Consider the following 16,907-nt stretch of genomic DNA (forward strand, 5'->3'; position numbering starts at 1 on the left):
GAAGACCGGCCGCCCCGGCCGGCCCCGACCATCCCGCCCGGCCCCACCCCGTCCCGCCCCCGTAAGGAGCGCTCGTGCCCAAGCTGCTCGCCCTCACCGGCAGTCCGTCCGTCCACTCCCGTACCGACGTGGTCGCCGATCACGTGCTGCGCCGCCTGAACCACGCCGGGTTCGAGACCGCGCAGCTCGCCGTCCGGGAGCTCCCCGCCGCCGATCTGCTCGCCGCACGCCGCGGCGAGCCGGAGATCCGCCGGGCCCTCGAAGCCGTCGCCGAAGCGGACGGGATCGTCATCGCGACTCCCGTCTACAAGGCCTCGTACACCGGGCTGCTCAAGGCCTTCCTCGATCTGCTCCCGCAGGACGGGCTGGCCGGGAAGACGGTCTTCCCGCTGGCCACCGGAGGCAGCCTCGCCCACGTCCTGACCATCGACTACGCCCTGCGTCCGGTCCTCGCCGCGCTCGGCGCCCGGCACGTCACGGCCGGCCGCTTCGTCCTGGACTCCTCCGTCGAGCGCGGGGCCGGCCCGGACCGGCTGCGCCCGGAGGCGGAGCTGGACCTGTACCAGGCCGTCGACGAGTTCGCCGAAGCCCTGCGCGCAGCTCAGGCCGCCGCGCTCGCCACCGCGCACTGATCTCCGTACGAAAACCGCCCCACCCGCCCTACCCGCCCCGCCCGTCCCACCCGCCTCACCGTCCCATCCGTCCTACTCGCCCGACCCGGATCGACAAGGAATCGCCATGTCCGCAGCTTTCACCACCACCCGTACCTCCCGACGCCAGTTCCTCACCCTGCTCGGCATCTCGGCGGCCGCGGTGAGCTGCGGGACGGCGACCGCCAGCGGCGGTTCCGGCGGCGAGCAGATCACCTCCCTGAAGTACCAGGGGTCGGTCGGTGCGGTCAGCCTCCCCGAGCTCGCCGCCGACCTCGGCTACCTCGGCGACGTGACCCTGGACTGGGTCGGCAACACCATCAGCGGCCCGCAGGACATCCAGTCCGCCGCCACCGGCCAGACCCACTTCGGCAGCGCCTTCAACGGCGCGGTCATCAAGCTCGCCTCCACCAAGGCCCCGATCAAGGCCGTCGTCTCCTCCTACGGCTCCGACCAGTACTCCTACGGCGGCTACTTCGTACTGGAGGACAGCCCGATCCGCTCCGCCCGCGACCTGATCGGCAAGAAGGTCGGCATGAACACCCTGGGCGCCCACTACCAGGCCCTGCTCGACATCTACCTGAGCCGGGGCGGCCTCTCCAAGGAGGACGCGGCCAAGGTCGAGCCCCTCGTGGTTCCGCCCGTCAACACCGAACAGGCGCTGCGGCAGAAGCAGATCGAGGTCGGAGTCCTCACCGGAGTCCTGCGCGACAAGGCCCTCGCGGCCGGCGGCATCCGCCCGCTGTTCACGGACGTGGAACTGCTCGGCCCGTTCAGCGCCGGGACTTACATCATGACCGAGCGCTTCATCAAGCAGAACCCCGACACGGTACGGACGTTCGTGACCGGGGTGGCCAAGGCCATCGAGTGGTCCCGCACCACCCCGCGCGAGCAGGTCGTCGCGCGGATGACGGAGATCGTCAAGAAGCGCGGCCGCAACGAGGACACGGCGACCCTGCAGTTCTGGCGCTCCTACGGAGTCGCCGAGACGGGCGGCCGGATCGAGGACAAGTCGTTCCAGCTCTGGCTCGACTGGCTCGGCGACCGGGGCGAGATCAAGAAGGGCCAGCTCAAGGCGGCCGACCTCTACACCAACGAGTTCAACGGACACGGGAAGGGCTGACCGGCTGCCATGGCGAAGATCGTGTTCGACTCCGTGACGAAGACCTTCCCGACGAAGGACAAGAAGAACAGGAGGAGCAAGGAGGAGTTCACCGCCCTCGACGGGATCGACCTGGAGATCGGGTCGGGGGAGTTCGTGGTCGTCGTGGGCCCCAGCGGCTGCGGCAAGTCCACCCTCCTGGACCTGCTCGGCGGCCTGACCCCGCCCACCTCCGGCCGGATCCTGCTCGACGGCAAGCCGGTCACCGGGCCGGGGCTCGACCGGGGCATCGTCTTCCAGCAGTACGCACTGCTGCCGTGGCGCACCGCGCTGGGCAACATCGAATTCGGCCTGGAGGCCACCGGCGTCCCGCGCCGCCAACGCACGGCGAGAGCCCGCGAGTTCCTGGACCTCGTCGGTCTCACCGGGTTCGAGGACCGGCACCCGCACGAACTGTCCGGCGGCATGCGCCAGCGGGTCGCCATCGCGCGCTCGCTGGCGTACGACCCGGACGTGCTGCTGATGGACGAGCCGTTCGCCGCGCTCGACGCGCAGACCCGCGAGTCCCTCCAGGACGAACTGCGGCGGATCTGGCAGAGCACGGGCAAGACGATCGTCTTCATCACGCACGGCATCGAGGAGGCCGTGTACCTCGGGCAGCGGGTGGCCGTCATCACCTCCCGCCCCGGCCGGGTCAAGCAGGTCGTCCCGGTGTCGTTCGGCGACCGGGCCACTGGGTCCACCGGTGAAGACCTGCGCTCCAGCCCGGAGTTCGCCCGCTATCGCCACGAGATCTGGACCCTGCTCCACGACGAGGTGGCCCGCGCCCAGCAACTGGAGAAGGAGGAGGTCGCCGTATGAGCACCACGGTGGAATCGGCGGTGGACGTGGACGTGGAGGCGGGGGCGAGGGCCGACGTGGCGGCGACAGCCGTACGGAATCCCGCGCCGCCCCCGGAAGTACGGCCCCCCGCGCGGACCCCAATACGGCCACCGGCCAAGGCCACGACCCTGGCGCTGCGCGTCCTGCGGGGGTTCCAGGCGGTGGCGCTGCGCTCGGCGGCGATCCTCGCGCTGCTGGCCCTGTGGGAGGCGGCGCCGCGACTGGGGCTGGTCGACGCGACGTTCCTGCCGCCGGTGAGCGAGGTGGCCAAGGCCTGGTGGGAGCTGCTGGGCAACGGGCAGCTCGCCGAGCACAGCAAGGCCAGCCTGGCCCGCTCCTTCGGCGGATTCGGCATCGCGGTGGCCGTCGCGGTCCCGCTCGGACTGCTGATCGGCTGGTACCGGCCGGTGGCGGCGCTGCTCGGGCCGCTGCTGGAGGTGTTCCGCAACACGGCGGCGCTCGCGCTGCTGCCGGTGTTCGTCCTGCTGCTGGGCATCGGGGAGACCTCGAAGGTCTCGATCGTCGTGTACGCCTGCGTCTGGCCGATCCTGCTGAACACCATCAGCGCCGTGGGCCATGCGGATCCGACGCTGGTGAAACTGGCCCGCTCGATGGACTTGTCCACGCCGAAGCTGTTCCAGAAGGTGATCCTTCCGGCCTCGGTGCCGGTCATCTTCACGGGCATCCGGCTGGCGGGGGCCGTCTCCATCCTGGTCCTGGTCGCGGCCGAGATGATCGGCGCGAAGGCGGGTCTCGGCTACCTGATCAACGCCTCGCAGTTCAACTTCGCGATCCCGCAGATGTACGCGGGCATCGTCACGATCTCCGCGATCGGCCTCGCCTTCAACCAGGTCCTCGTCGCGATCGAACGCCGTCTGAGCACGTGGCGGGTCCCGTCCTGAGGCCTTGACCCCGCCTCCTACCGGGTTCCCGACCCCGCCTCCTACCGGGTTCCCGACCCGGGTCCCCGACCCGGGTTCCGACCCCGGGCCTAACCCTGGCCAGGCCCCAGGGCTCCTGACCTCCGGCCCCCGAGGCCCCCGCATCCCACCGAGGACACGACATGACCACCACACCCCGGACCCTCCACCTCAACGCCTTCCTCATGAACGCCGGGCACCACGACGCCGCCTGGCGCCACCCCGCCAGCAGCCCCGAGCGGATCACCGACCTGCGCTACTTCCAGGAACTGGCCCGCACCGCCGAGCGCGGACGGCTCGACTCGATCTTCTTCGCCGACGGGGTCGCCCTCTGGGGCAAGGCCCGCTACAACGCCGTCGGCGGCTTCGAGCCGCTCACCCTGCTCTCCGCGATCGCCGCCGTCACCGAGCACATCGGGCTCATCGCCACCGTCTCCACCACCTTCAACGAACCCTTCAACACCGCGAGGAAGTTCGCCTCCCTCGACCACATCAGCGGCGGCCGCGCCGGCTGGAACATCGTCACCTCCGGCAGTGTCGACGAGGCCCGCAACTTCAACCGCGACGAGCACCTGGAGCACAACCTCCGCTACGACCGGGCCCGGGAGTTCCTCGACGTGGCCACCAAGCTCTGGGACAGCTGGGAGGACGACGCGATCGTCCTCGACAAGGAGCGCGGCATCTACGCCGACACCGACAAGCTCCACCCCGCCGCGCACCGCGGCGAGTACTTCGGGGTCGCCGGACCGCTGAACGTGCCCCGCTCCCCGCAGGGCCACCCGCTGCTCGTGCAGGCCGGGTCCTCCGAGGACGGCAAGGAGTTCGCCGCCCAGTACGCCGAGGCCGTCTTCACCGCCCAGCAGACCCTCGCCGACGGGCAGACCTTCTACAAGGACCTCAAGTCCCGCCTCGCCAAGTACGGCCGCTCCGAGGACGAGCTGCTCGTCCTGCCCGGCATCGCCCCCGTCATCGGTTCCACCGAGGCCGAGGCCAGGGCCCTGGAGCAGGAGCTCACCGAGCTCCAGATCCCCGAGTACGGCCTCGCGCAGCTCTCCAACATGCTGGGCGTGGACCTCAGCGGGCTGCCGCTCGACGGCGGGCTGCCCGAGCTGCCCGAGGAGCGGGACATCAACGGCAACAAGAGCCGCTTCACGCTCGTCGCCGAGCTGGCCCACCGCGAGGGCCTCACCCTGCGCGAGCTGATCGCCCGCCTGGGCGCGGGCCGCGGGCACCGCGTCTTCGCGGGGACGCCCGAGCAGATCGCCGACCAACTGGAGGAGTGGTTCACCCAGGGGGCCGCCGACGGCTTCAACATCATGGCTCCCGTACTCCCCACCGGGCTGAGCGACTTCGTCGACCAGGTCGTGCCGATCCTCCAGCGCCGCGGCCTCTTCCGCACCGAGTACACCGGCCGGACCCTGCGCGAGAACTACGGGCTGGCGCGCCCCGCCAACCGCTACGCGGCGGCCGCAGCCGCTCCGGGGACCCTCGCGTGAGCGAGCACGTCGCCGCCGTCCTCGTCGTCGGTGGGGGCCCCGCCGCCACCTGGGCTGCCCTCAAGGCGGCCGGGGCCGGGGCCTCCGTGGTCCTCGCCGACAAGGGCTACTGCGGCACCAGCGGGGCGACGGCCGCCGGCGGCACCGGCGTCTGGTACGTCCCGCCGGAGCCGGCGGCCCGCGAAGCCGCGATGGCGAGCCGCGAGGGGCTCGGCGGGTACCTCGCCGACCGGCGGTGGATGTCCCGGGTCCTCGACGAGACGTACGACCGGATGAACGAGCTGGCGGACGAGGGACGTTATCCCTTCCCGGCCGGCCCGGACGGCCGGCCGCTGCGCAACGGCCTCCAGGGGCCGGAGTACATGCGGCGGATGCGCATCCGGATCCGCCGCGCCGGGGTCCGGATCCTCGACCACAGCCCGGTCACCGAGCTGCTGACCGACGCGGACGGCGCCGTCGCGGGCGCAGCCGGCTACCGCCGCCAGGCGGGCGAGCCCTACCGGGTCCGGGCCGGGGCCGTCGTCCTGGCCACCGGCGGCTGCGCCTTCCTCAGCGGCGCGCTCGGCACCAACACCAACACCGGGGACGGCGCGCTGTTGGCCGCCGAGGCCGGGGCCGAGCTGTCCGGCATGGAGTTCTCCAACTCCTACGGGATCGCCCCCGAGGGCACCTCCGTCACCAAGACCGCCTTCTACGCCTTCGCCACCTTCTACCGGGAGGACGGCGAGGTCCTGGAGGGCGCCGCCAGCCAAGGCGGCCGCTCCGTCATCGCCCGCACGCTCCTCGACGGCGGCAAGGTGTACGCCCGCCTCGACCGGGCCGACGCCGCCGCGCAGACGGCGATGCGGCTCGCGCAGCCGAACTTCTTCCTCACCTTCGACCGGCTCGGCATCGACCCCTTCGCCGACCGGTTCTCCGTCACGCTGCTGGCCGAGGGCACCGTCCGCGGCACCGGCGGCATCCGGATCACCGGGGACGACTGCGCGACCGCCGTCCCCGGGCTGCACGCCGCCGGGGACGCGGCCACCCGTGAGGAGATCTGCGGGGGCTTCACCGGGGGCGGCAGCCACAACGCCGCCTGGGCGATGTCCTCGGGCAGCTGGGCGGGGGCCGGCGCGGCCCGGTACGCCCGCTCCCTCGGCTCGGGCCGGGCCGCCTACCGGCCGGTCACCGGGGCCGGCGGGGCGGGCCTGCGGCCGACCGGGGGCGCCGGGTCCGCGGCCGGGCCCGGGGAGGCACGGGAACTCGTACGCCTCGTCCAGGAGCACGTGCTGCCGTACGACAAGAACTACCTGCGGCACGGCTCCGTCCTCACCGGCTCGCTCGGAGCCCTCGACGAGGTCTGGGCGCAGCTGCGCGGCTCCGTGCGCGGGGAGGGTGCCGGGCTCGTCAAGGTCCGGCAGGCGGCGGCCATGGCGGCGCACGCCCGCTGGATGTACGCGTCCGCGCTGGCCCGCACGGAGAGCCGCGGGATGGCCCGCCGGCTCGACCACCCGGGGCAGGACCCGGCGCAGCACCACCGGATCGTGACCGGCGGGCTCGACCGGGTGTGGACGCGGCCGGCGGAGCTGGTCGCATGATCGAACTGGTTTCGGCCGAGCGGTGCATCGCCTGCGACAAGTGCGTGGAGGTGTGCCCGACCGACGTCTTCGAGCGGGGACCGGAGGGGATTCCGCTGCTCGCCCGGCAGGAGGACTGCCAGACCTGCTTCCTGTGCGAGGCCAACTGCCCGGTGGACGCGCTGTTCGTGTCCCCGCTGACCCGTCCGGTCCCCGAGGACCCGGCCGTACGGGACGAGGCCGCTCTCGCCGGCCGCGGCCTGCTCGGCAGCTACCGGCGGGAGATCGGCTGGGGCGAGGGGCGCACACCGGGCGCCCTGCGGGCGGTCGGCCCCTCGCTCGGCCCGGCGGGCGGCGGCGGGACGGCGCCGCCGATCACCTCCTGAGCCTGAGCGAGGGGTCGACGGCCGGCGAACGCCGCCGACGGCCGCCGACCCGCCGCCGCCCGCGTCAGACCGTCAGACCGTCAGACCGTCAGGACGATCTTGCCGCGGGTGCGGCCCGTGGCGTTCAGCTCCCAGGCCTTCGCCGCGTCGGCGAGCGGCAGCGCGTGCTCCACGTTGACCGTGAGCTTGCCCGCGTCCGCGAGCTCGGCCAGGAAGGTCAGGCCGGCGGTGTCCGGGCGGACCCACAGCTGGTGGGCGCCCTGGGCGGCCGCGGTGTAGTCGGCGATGGACACCAACCGGTGGCCCTGACCCGGCTTGACCAGGGACCGGAGTGCCGGGATCACGTCGTCGCCGAAGAAGTCCAGGGCGGCGTCCACCCCTTCGGGCGCCAGCTCGCGGACCCGGTCGGCGAAGCCCTCGCCGTACAGGACCGGCTCGGCACCGAGCGAGCGCAGGTAGTCGTGGTTGTGCGCGCCGGCCGTGCCGATGACGCGCAGGCCGAGCGCGACGGCGATCTGCACGCCGAAGGAGCCGGTGCCGCCGGCGGCGGAGTGGATGAGTACGGTCTCGCCCGCCTTCAGGTCCACGCGGGTGAGCGACTGAAGGGCGGTGAGCCCGGCCAGCGGGATGCCGGCGGCCTGCTCGAAGGTCAGCTCGCGCGGCTTGCGGGCGAGGGTGCGGACGGGGGCGGAGACCAGCTCGGCGTAAGTGCCCAGCTCCACCCACTCCTTGCGGACGTAGCCGTAGACCTCGTCGCCGACGGCGTAGTCGAAGGTGTCCTCGCCGACCGCCTCGACCACGCCGGCGACGTCCCAGCCGGGTATGACCGGGTAGCGGACTTCGAGGATCGAGTCGAGGTACCCGGAGGCGAGCTTCCAGTCCACCGGGTTCACGCCGGCGGCCTTGACGCGGACGAGGACCTCGCCCGGACCGACCTTGGGCTCCGGAACCTCGGTGAGGGTGAGGATGTCCGGCGTTCCGTATGCGGTGTATGTGATTGCCTTCATGATCGTCCCCAACGGGGGGCCCGACGCCCGTATTCCAAGGCCGAGGGACCATTTTTCCGGAATCACCCGTTCCGTGGAGGGTCGTTCAGGCGGGCAGCGTATTGCGGTGCGAGCTGCGCCGGGCCGCGCTGAACAGGGCCTGGATCTGCGCCCCGGACTGCTCCACGTCGTCGAGCGGGGAGGGGAAGGGGATCCGTACGTCGCGGTGGCCGCGGCGTTCCTCCAGGCGCAGGGTGATCCCGTACCGGTCCAGGGCGAGGGGCAGCGCGCGCAGGACGGCGGACCCGGCGCCCGGGTCCGCCGACGGCTGCGGCCGGACCAGGCGCAGGAGGAGGGTGACGAGTTCGGCGTGGTCGTCGAGAAGGTGGGTGAGCATCCCGGCCTCGTAAGGGGCGAGCGGGTCGGGGCGGGCCGCGTCCAGCTCGTCGAGACCGACGTACGAGCGGGCGCCGTCGGCGGTTTCCAGGACGGCCCGGCCGAACTCCATGCAGGTGGAGTCGGACCCCTCGGCGCCCCCGTCGGCGTAGGGGGTGAGCAGGCGCCCGACGAGGGTGACCCGGGCGCGCACGCGGTCCCGTACGGGAGTGGGCGCGATGTCCGTGAACTCCAGCCGGATCGCGGGGCGGTGCTCGGCGCGGCCGCCCGGCTCGGCGGGGTGCAGGTGCAGCCGGCCGAGGGGATCGGTGCCGTCGAGGTGGCGGATCTCCGTGCGCTGCCCGTCGGTGACGACGGTCATGGAGTGGGCGGCGGCCAGGACGGACCGGACCCGCTCGGCGTCGGTGGGCAGCAGCAGGGGCAGGTGCATGTGGATCTCCGTCGTCCCGAGTGGCGAGATGGCGCGTACTTAGGTATGCCTAACCTAACCCAACCTAACCTACTCGATGCGTGAGGGGTAGGCGGGGGTGGGTCGGCGGGGCGTCTCAGCTGTCTCGTGTCGGTGTTGGGCTGAACGGGTGAAACGCGAGAGGATGGGGGGATGCACATGAAGCGCAAGGCCGAGGCGGCCTGGTGAGCAGGTACGACGTCACCGACGAACAGTGGGAGGGGCTCGCGCAGGTGGTCCCCCTGCGGAGCCGCAACGAGTGGCCCTCCCGGGTGGATCACCGCACGATCCCCACGGTTCCGGGGGCGTCCGCGGCGGAGCAGCGGCGCTTCGTGGTGATCCGGGTCCAGGTCTTCGCGGACGCGCGGGAGGTGGCGGAGTACCTGATCGCGCAGATCCCGGTGCTGCTGGACCTCACGGGCGCGGACGGTGAAGTGGCCAAGCGGATCCTGGACTTCAGCAGTGGCGTGGTCTTCGGGCTGGGCAGCGGGATGCACCGGGTCGACCGGAACGTCTTCCTGCTGGCGCCCGTCGGGACCGAGGTGGAGGGGATCGCGGCCGCGGCCGTCCCCCGATCGTAGGAAGGTCCCGCGGGCGGAACGGTTCGCCGGACCCACGGGTGGTCCGGCGGGCCGTACCGTCCCGCGCATGACCTCGCGCCTCGCCGCTCCGGCGGCTGCCTCTGCGGCTGCCTCAGCGGCTTCCGTCGTGCCCGCCGCCTCCGCGGCTTCCGCCGTGCCCGCCGCCGTGCTGACCGTGCCCGCCGCCTCCGCGGCTTCCGCCGTGCCCGCCGCCGTGCTGACCGTGCCCGCCGCCTCCGCGGCTTCCGCCGTGCCCGCCGCCGTGCTGACCGTGCCCGCCGCCTCCGCGGCTTCCGCCGTGCCCGCCGCCGTGCTGACCGTGCCCGCCGCCTCCGCGGCTTCCGCCGTGCCCGCCGCCGTGCTGACCGTGCCCGCCGCCTCCGCGGCTTCCGTCGAGCCGGCCGCCGTGCTGACCGTGCCCGCCGCCTCCGCGGCTTCCGTCGAGCCGGCCGCCGTGCCCGCCGCCTCCGTGGCTTCCGCTGTGCCCGCCGCCCCTGCGGCTTCCGCCGTGTTCGCGGGTCCAGGGTTAGTCGCGGGGCGGGTCCCGGCTCCTGCCGCGGCGCCGGCTCCGGCGCCTGCGCCGGCCCAAGTTCCGGCCTCGGCCTCGGTTCCGGCTCAGGTTCCGGTCCAGGCTTCGGCCCCGGCCTCGGCCCTGGCCTCGGTTTCGGCTCAGGTTCCGGCCCAGGCCCAGGCCCAGGCCCCGGCCCTTGCCTCGGTTCCGGCCTCGGCCTCGGCTCAGGCCCCGGTTCCGGTTCCGGCCTCGGCCTCTGCCTCGGCTCAGGTTCCGGCCCAGGCTTCGGCCCAGGCTTCGCCCGCCGCAGGCGCCACGCATCTGCGGCCGGCCGTCACCGAGTTGCGGCTCTCCGCCTACGGGGCGCACCGCGGGGCACGGTTCGTCCTCGGCCCCGTCACCCTCTTCGCCGGGCCGAGCGGCAGCGGCAAGTCCCAGGCGCTGGAGGCCTACGGAGCGCTGGCCGCCCTGGGCTCCGGGGCCACCCTGGACGAGGTGTTCCCCGACCCGCGGGCCCGGATCCCCGACCGGGCGGTGCCCGACGCCGAGCGGCGCCGGGGGTTCCGGATCGGCTGTACGGTCGACGGCCCCGCCGGGCCGGTCCGGCTCGACCTCGCCGTCCAGGCGGAGCCCGCGCTGCGGATCGTCGGGGAACGGCTCTCGGTGGGCGAACAGGTCCTCCTCGCCACCGCACTGCGCGACCCCGGGCGACGGTCCGTCCAGGCGGCCTGGCTGACCGGCGGAGCCACCGGGGTCACCCGGGCCCCGCTGCCCGACGACCGGCTCGGGACCGCGCTGCTCCCGCTGCGCGTGGCCGGGGCCACCGAGGGGCAGCGGCAGGTGCTGGCCGCCGCCGAGCAAGTGGTGGTCGCCCTGCGCTCGGTGTTCCCCTGCGACCCCCGCCCGGAGCGGATGCGGGAGCCGGCCCGACCGGGGGAGGGGCGGCTGCTGGGCGACTGCGCCAACCTGGCCGACGTGCTGCGCCGGACCCGCCTGGAGTGCGGCACCCGGTACGGGCTGCTGACCGGGGCCGCCCGTACCGGCTGCGCGGGGTGGGTGGCCGGGCTGGACGTACGGGCTCCCGAGGGCGGCCCGGTCACCGGCCTGCTGGACCGCGGCCCGGGCAGGCCAGCCACCGAGCTGGCCCGGCTGGGCGCGGGTGAGCTGCGCTTCCTCGCCCTCGCCCTCGTGCTGCTGACCGGGCCAGGAGTCCTGGACGTGGATCCGGCGGCCGAACTGCCCTCCGCGCGGCAGGCGCTGACGGTGCTCGCGGACGGCTTCGACCGGGACCTGGACGGCCGGCAGACCGCCGAACTGCTGCGGCTGGCCGTACTGGCGTGCGGGCGAGGGCAGGTCAGGCTGGCGGCCTCGGCGGGCGAGGCCTGCGCGACGGCCGCCCGGGGGGTCGCGGGAGTCTCGGTGGTAGACCTGGGTGCATGAGCGAAGAGCGTGGAGTGACCGAGGATGAGAAGGGGGCCGGCGAGCGGATCGACCGGCTCCAGCGGCGGCTCGCCGAGTTCGCGGCGGCGCGCGGGTGGGAGCCCTTCCACACGCCCAAGAACTTGGCGGTGGCGCTGAGCGTCGAGGCGGCCGAACTGGTGGAGATCTTCCAGTGGCTGACGCCGGAACAGTCCGCCAAGGTCATGGAGAAGCCCGACACCGCACACAGGGTGGCCGATGAGGTGGCCGACGTACTCGCCTACCTGCTGCAGTTCTGTGAGGTTCTCGGGGTCGATGTGCTGGATGCGCTCGCCGCGAAGATCGAGCGGAACGAGCTGCGGTTCCCCGTCCCGGGTGCTCCGGGGGCAGACCGTCACTCTTCGGAGTGATGGTCATATCCACAACCATCTTCGGTGTCCACAATTTCCGAATACCCCTGGCTTTACCGGCCCGTTGCCCTCACTCTGGGTAGTGGAGAGAACGGCAAGATGTCGTGCGGACGGGGGGCGGCATATGGACGCGGTACGGCTCATCGCAGCCGGCCGGCACGCGCTGGCGCAGAGCGGGGCTGCATGGGACATCGTGGGCGAGGCCTGGCAGGCACAGGCCCTCGCGCAGGGGATAGGGAGCTGGCTGGCGGTCACCGGGCCGCCGGAGCTGAGAGCGGAGGCACGGGGGCTGGGTGAAGCGGGGGGCAGGGGCTGTGGGGTGCTCGACCGGGCGGCTCTGCGCGGAGAGGGCTATGCGCCCGATCTCCCGCCCCGGGCGGCGCAGTTGACCGAGGTGACGGACGCCCGGCAGGCGTTGCTCGGGCTCCAGGCGCTGCTCGGCGAAGTGGGCATAGCGTTGGTGGGGGTGGCCTGCGGGACGGACGACGAGGGTCTGTACTGGCAGTGCATAGAGTCGATAGACGCGGCCGACGAGTCGAGCGACCGGGTCCGCGCGATCCTGCGGCGGATGACGGTGCGAGAACGGGGATCCGCCTCCGGCGTGGCCTGATCCGAGGCGCTTCGGTATCCGAGGCGCTTCGGTATCCGAGGCGCTTCGGTATCCGGGGCGCTTCGGTATCCGGGGCGCTGCGGTATCCGGGGTATCTCGGTGTCTGGGTGTTTCGGTGGGGTCCCGCCGCGCGCGACGGGACCCGGGCGGTCAGGAGGAGCGGTAGGACGGGCGGTCTTCGCTCTCCGGGGTGCGGCCGCCCTGGGGCAGCGCAGTGCCGGGGCTGCGGTCGGTGGAGGACTGGAGGTCGGCGTCGAGCTGCGAGAGGTCGGCGTTCAGCGCTGCCATCAGCTCTTCCATCTGCTGCAGCAGGCCCTTCGGTGCGCCGCCCTGGGCGGGTACCGCGGACTCCTGGCGTGCGTGGTCGTGCGCTGCCTGCCCGGTCTGACAGTCCTGACGGGATTGCCGGTGGGTCTCCGGCGCGGACTCCTGGGACATGGCGGCCTCCTCGGCCCTGGCCCTTCCGGGAGGTGGAAGGGGGCGGTGGACGCACCGGCGAAGGCCGCCGGCGCGCGGGCCGGGCGGTCCGGCTCCGTCCGAGCCAACGATCCCCATCCGGGCTGGTCACTGGCGCGGGCGGCGGGGAGCACCCGGTTGACTCAGATTCACCCGGCCGGGGCCGAAAGGGCAGGATGGAGACATGGATCTCCGTATCTTCACCGAGCCCCAGCAGGGCGCGAGCTACGACACCCTCCTGAGCGTCGCCAAGGCCACCGAGGACCTGGGCTTCGACGCCTTCTTCCGCTCGGACCACTACCTGCGCATGGGTGCGGCCGACGGTCTGCCCGGTCCCACCGACGCATGGATCACCCTGGCGGGCCTGGCCCGCGAGACCAAGCGGATCCGGCTGGGCACGCTGATGACGGCCGGCACCTTCCGGCTCCCCGGCGTGCTCGCCATCCAGGTCGCGCAGGTCGACCAGATGTCGGGCGGCCGGATCGAACTCGGCCTGGGTGCCGGCTGGTTCGAGGAGGAACACAAGGCGTACGGCATTCCCTTCCCGGCCGAGCGCCTCGCGAGGCTGGAGGAGCAGCTGGAGATCGTCACCGGCCTGTGGGCCACCGAGCCCGGCGCCACCTTCGACTACGCGGGTGTCCACTACCAGGTGGAGAACTCCCCGGCGCTGCCCAAGCCGGCCCAGGACAAGATCCCGGTCCTGATCGGCGGCCACGGCGCGAAGCGCACCCCACGCCTGGCCGCCCGGTACGCGGACGAGTTCAACATGCCCTTCGCCTCGATCGCGGACAGCGAGCGGCAGTTCGGCCGGGTCCGCTCGGCCGTCGAGGAGGCCGGCCGCAAGCCCGGCGACCTCGTCTATTCCAATGCCCTCGTCGTGTGCGTGGGCAAGGACGACGCCGAGGTGGCCCGGCGGGCCGCCGCCATCGGCCGGGACGTCGCGGAGCTCAAGGCCAACGGCCTGGCAGGCTCCCCGGCCGAGGTCGTCGACCGGATCGGAGCCTACGAGGCGGTCGGCTCGTCCCGTCTCTACCTCCAGCTGCTCGACCTCGGCGATCTGGACCACCTGGAGCTGATCTCCTCGCGGGTCCAGTCCCAGCTCGGCTGACGGGAGCGGCGACCGTGCCCCGCGCGTCCCGCCCGCTCGCCGAGGCCTTGGCCGGCCCCGGCGGGCGGACCGTGCTCCTGGACGGCGGGCTGAGCAACCAGCTCGCCGACCAGGGCTGCGACCTGTCCGGCGGCCTCTGGACGGGCCGGGTCCTCGCCGAGCGGCCGGAGCAGGTGACGGCCGCCCACACCGCCTACGCGCGAGCCGGCGCCGAGGTGCTGATCACCGCGAGCTACCAGGTGGGGTACGCCGCCTTCGCCCGACGCGGCTACGGCCCCGAGCGCACGACCGCCTTGCTGCGGCGCAGCGTGCGGCTGGCCGACGGGGCGGCCCGGGCGGCGGAGCGCGGGGTGTGGGTCGCCGCGTCCGTGGGCCCGTACGGGGCGGTGCTGGCGGACGGCTCCGAGTACCGGGGCCGGTACGGCCTGAGCGTGCGCGAGCTGGCCGGCTTCCACCGGCCCCGGATCGCGGCGCTGCTGGCCCAGGGCCCCGACGTCCTGGCCCTGGAGACGGTCCCGGACGCCGTCGAGGCCGAAGCCCTGCTCACCGTCCTCGCGGAGACCGGCGCCCGGGCCTGGCTGAGCTACACGGTGGAGGGCGGCCGCACCCGGGCCGGTCAGCCGCTGCCCGAGGCCTTCGCCCTCGCCGCCGGGTCCCCGCAGATCATCGCCGTCGGCGTGAACTGCTGCGACCCGGCTGAAGTCCTGCCCGCCCTGGAAGCGGCCGCCGGCGTCACCGCCAAACCGCTGCTGGCGTACCCCAACGACGGCTCGGTCTGGGACGCCGCGACCCAGACCTGGCAGGCCCCGGCCACCCCCGCCCCCTGGCCCACGGCCGCCTGGCGCCGCACCGGAGCCCGCCTCATCGGTGGGTGCTGCCGCATCGGCCCCGACCGCATCGCGCGACTGGCGGCCGAGCGTCACGCTGAGGGCGCGTGACGAGGCGTCAACTCCGGTCATTTGTAGGCGACTTCTCGTCGAAATGAGCCTCCCTGTGTGTCGAGGCAGCTGACAGGAGTCACCCATAGGGGCCACGATGCTCCAACATCGAACGGGGGGCTTGATGAGTGCTGTCGAGAGCGGTTCCGGGGGCGAAGTCCTGAGCCAGGATCAGGGCCCGGAGCGGGGCCAGGGCCCGGAGCAGGGCCAAGCGGATGCCGGAGCGGAGCTGGCGTTGCGCGTCTTCACCGGCGAGGAACGCTGGGGCTGGGAGTTCGTACAACCGCCCGAGCCCCCCGCGCACCGGGACGCCAAGAACCCGCCCGTGTACCAGGAGCCCTCCCGCGACGAGGTCCGCGCCATGGAGGAGCGGGTCCTGATCGGAGGGAAGGCCAAGGGCTCCGGCTGCATCACCATTCTGCTGGGCGGCGTCGCCCTGGCGGCCGGAGGGCTGGCCGCAGCGGTGGTCGTCGTCGTCCTCGTCGTCACCCTGCTGATCCTCAGTTCACCGAGCGCCAGGCTGCGTGCCGCCCGGCGGCGCCTGGAGTCCGACCGCGACCGCGCCCGGCGCGACTACGAGGAGCGCCGGCAGGCCTGGCAGAACCGGATCGCCGCACACCGTGCGGACCACCTGCGCCAGAACGAGAAGCTGGACACCTGGTTCCCGCTCTCCCTCACCTCCGGGCCCAGCCGGATCGACGTCTTCGGCGGCACGGGCAACGGCTGGGCGAGCCTGCTCGCCACGGTCGGCGGCCCGCTCCTGGGCGCAGGCCAGTCGTTCGTCGTCCTGGACCTCACCCAGCAGGCGGTGGCACTGGAGCTGGCCGGACTCGCCGCCCGGCGTGACGTCGCCATCACCCACGTGCCCATGCCCGGAGCCCTGCTCGACGTCGACCTGAGCGAGGAGTTCACTCCCGAGGAACTGGCCGAGGCGCTTGCGGAAGCGCTGGGCACCATGCGCCCGCCCGGTGCGGACGTCGATCTCCACACCATCGACGTGGACGTCGTGCAGACCGTCGCCGACCTGCTCGAAGGGCCGGTCACCTTCGCCCGCCTGGCCTCCGGTCTGCGCGTCCTGCTCCGGGTCTACGACACCGACCCGGAGGCGGCCGGGGCGCTCAGTCCCTCCGAGGTCGAGTCGATCACCCGGGCCATCGACCTGGTGGGCCAGGGCGAACGCCTCCAGAACGAGCTGCGCTACGTACGGGCCCAGACGGAACTGCTCGCCAAAGCGGCGCCGGGCGCCGTCGCCGACGCCCGCACCGCCGACTGGTGGCGGCCCGGCGGCCTAACCGTCGTCACGACCGAAGACCCCGTCCGCCGGCGCAAGGACCTGACGGACCGCTTCGTGTTCTTCCGGCTCCTCCACGCACTGCGTAAGCGCGCCGTCGCCCCCGGAACCGGCACGCTCGTCGTCGCCGGCGCGGACCACCTGGGCCGGGAGGCACTGGAATCCATGGCGCGCGAGGCGCGGAGCGCCGGAGTCCGGCTCGTCTTCCTCCTGGAACATCTGCGGGAGGCCGCCGTCGAGGTCGCCGGCGGGTCGGACAGCGCCACCGTGTTCATGCGGATGGGCAACGGCGAAGAGGCCAAGGCCGCCGCCCAGTTCATCGGGCAGGATCACAAATTCCTCGTGAACCAGCTGACCCGGCAGGTCGGGGAAACCCTCACCGAGGGCCGCGGCAGCAGCTACAGCTTCCAGCGGGGCTTCTCGGATTCGGACAGCTTCAACCGGGGTGGTGGCCGAGGGGGCAGTAACTGGGGGAGTTCCAGCTCCGTCTCGACCTCGCTCTCCCGCAGTTGGCAGGACTCGACCAACACCTCCACCGCCCGCTCGACCACGACCGGCGAAAACCTCACCCGCGTCTACGAGTTCGCGGTGGAACCCACCCAGCTGCAGGCCCTCCCTGTGACCGGACTGGTGCTCGTCGAAGCCGGACCCGGCGGCCGCCGTGTGGTGTTCGGAGACTGCAGTCCCGGGATCAACTTCCTGCCCCGGCTCTCGACACGACCTCGCGCGAGCCTGACGTGAACACGGGGGGCGGGCTT

At 73.1% G+C, this 16,907-nt stretch carries 17 protein-coding genes; 14 read left to right on the top strand and 3 right to left on the bottom strand.

The annotated features are described in order from the left end of the window. Positions 1-74 precede the first annotated feature (74 nt). The 7 genes from ssuE to AC3IYI_RS30425 all read left to right on the top strand — a co-directional run bounded on the left by ssuE (position 75) and on the right by AC3IYI_RS30425 (position 6,995). Complete coding sequence (gene ssuE, locus AC3IYI_RS30395) at positions 75-632, top strand: NADPH-dependent FMN reductase (RefSeq protein WP_489406673.1); 558 nt, start codon at positions 75-77, stop codon at positions 630-632. Between the two features lie 106 nt (positions 633-738). Then, positions 739-1,773, top strand: coding sequence for an ABC transporter substrate-binding protein (locus AC3IYI_RS30400; RefSeq protein WP_489406674.1), 1,035 nt, complete (start codon positions 739-741; stop codon positions 1,771-1,773). Positions 1,774-1,782: 9 nt separating this feature from the next. After that, positions 1,783-2,613 (top strand): ABC transporter ATP-binding protein, encoded by an 831-nt coding sequence (locus tag AC3IYI_RS30405; RefSeq protein ID WP_489406675.1) that lies wholly within the window; start codon positions 1,783-1,785, stop codon positions 2,611-2,613. Beyond that, complete coding sequence (locus AC3IYI_RS30410) at positions 2,610-3,536, top strand: ABC transporter permease (protein ID WP_489406676.1); 927 nt, start codon at positions 2,610-2,612, stop codon at positions 3,534-3,536. The genes AC3IYI_RS30405 and AC3IYI_RS30410 overlap by 4 nt, the downstream gene beginning before the upstream one ends. Before the next feature lie 161 nt (positions 3,537-3,697). After that, complete coding sequence (locus AC3IYI_RS30415; RefSeq protein ID WP_489406677.1) at positions 3,698-5,050, top strand: LLM class flavin-dependent oxidoreductase; 1,353 nt, start codon at positions 3,698-3,700, stop codon at positions 5,048-5,050. Then, on the top strand, positions 5,047-6,630 hold the full coding sequence (locus tag AC3IYI_RS30420) for an FAD-binding protein (protein WP_489406678.1): 1,584 nt from the start codon (positions 5,047-5,049) through the stop codon (positions 6,628-6,630). The genes AC3IYI_RS30415 and AC3IYI_RS30420 overlap by 4 nt, the downstream gene beginning before the upstream one ends. Continuing rightward, positions 6,627-6,995: a 4Fe-4S binding protein gene (locus AC3IYI_RS30425; RefSeq protein WP_489406679.1), complete on the top strand. Its 369-nt coding sequence runs from the start codon at positions 6,627-6,629 to the stop codon at positions 6,993-6,995. The genes AC3IYI_RS30420 and AC3IYI_RS30425 overlap by 4 nt, the downstream gene beginning before the upstream one ends. Positions 6,996-7,075: 80 nt before the next feature. Here the strand turns inward: AC3IYI_RS30425 and AC3IYI_RS30430 are convergent, their stop codons facing one another. Together AC3IYI_RS30430 and AC3IYI_RS30435 are read right to left on the bottom strand one after the other, a co-directional pair. Further along, on the bottom strand, positions 7,076-8,002 hold the full coding sequence (locus AC3IYI_RS30430) for an NADP-dependent oxidoreductase (protein WP_489406680.1): 927 nt from the start codon (positions 8,000-8,002) through the stop codon (positions 7,076-7,078). 85 nt (positions 8,003-8,087) lie between these two features. Then, on the bottom strand, positions 8,088-8,807 hold the full coding sequence (locus AC3IYI_RS30435) for a DUF2470 domain-containing protein (RefSeq protein ID WP_489406681.1): 720 nt from the start codon (positions 8,805-8,807) through the stop codon (positions 8,088-8,090). A 203-nt stretch (positions 8,808-9,010) separates the two neighbouring features. Between AC3IYI_RS30435 and AC3IYI_RS30440 the strand changes: the two genes are divergently transcribed. The 4 genes from AC3IYI_RS30440 (at position 9,011) to AC3IYI_RS30455 (ending at position 12,356) form a co-directional block, all read left to right on the top strand. Beyond that, positions 9,011-9,406, top strand: a complete 396-nt coding sequence (locus AC3IYI_RS30440) for a cell division protein SepF (protein ID WP_250742110.1) — start codon at positions 9,011-9,013, stop codon at positions 9,404-9,406. Positions 9,407-10,238: 832 nt separating this feature from the next. Further along, entirely contained in the window at positions 10,239-11,357 is a 1,119-nt protein-coding gene (locus tag AC3IYI_RS30445; RefSeq protein ID WP_489411736.1) for an AAA family ATPase, read from the top strand. Then, the gene (locus AC3IYI_RS30450; RefSeq protein ID WP_489406682.1) at positions 11,354-11,746 is read left to right on the top strand and encodes a nucleotide pyrophosphohydrolase; all 393 of its coding nucleotides are present in this window, start codon (positions 11,354-11,356) and stop codon (positions 11,744-11,746) included. Before AC3IYI_RS30445 ends, AC3IYI_RS30450 begins: the two co-directional genes overlap by 4 nt. A gap of 124 nt (positions 11,747-11,870) precedes the next feature. Further along, entirely contained in the window at positions 11,871-12,356 is a 486-nt protein-coding gene (locus AC3IYI_RS30455; RefSeq protein ID WP_489406683.1) for a DUF6099 family protein, read from the top strand. A 150-nt stretch (positions 12,357-12,506) separates the two neighbouring features. Here AC3IYI_RS30455 and AC3IYI_RS30460 read toward each other — a convergent pair whose 3' ends face one another. Then, positions 12,507-12,794, bottom strand: a complete 288-nt coding sequence (locus tag AC3IYI_RS30460; RefSeq protein ID WP_489411910.1) for a hypothetical protein — start codon at positions 12,792-12,794, stop codon at positions 12,507-12,509. A gap of 202 nt (positions 12,795-12,996) precedes the next feature. Between AC3IYI_RS30460 and AC3IYI_RS30465 the strand changes: the two genes are divergently transcribed. From AC3IYI_RS30465 to AC3IYI_RS30475, 3 genes are all read left to right on the top strand, one after another. Next, positions 12,997-13,920 (top strand): LLM class F420-dependent oxidoreductase, encoded by a 924-nt coding sequence (locus AC3IYI_RS30465; protein ID WP_489406684.1) that lies wholly within the window; start codon positions 12,997-12,999, stop codon positions 13,918-13,920. 14 nt (positions 13,921-13,934) lie between these two features. Further along, positions 13,935-14,858: a homocysteine S-methyltransferase gene (gene mmuM, locus AC3IYI_RS30470; RefSeq protein ID WP_489406685.1), complete on the top strand. Its 924-nt coding sequence runs from the start codon at positions 13,935-13,937 to the stop codon at positions 14,856-14,858. Positions 14,859-14,982: 124 nt separating this feature from the next. Then, on the top strand, positions 14,983-16,890 hold the full coding sequence (locus tag AC3IYI_RS30475) for a hypothetical protein (protein ID WP_489406686.1): 1,908 nt from the start codon (positions 14,983-14,985) through the stop codon (positions 16,888-16,890). Positions 16,891-16,907: the final 17 nt, after the last annotated feature.

Source organism: Streptomyces sp. GL_148 (genome assembly GCF_057834205.1).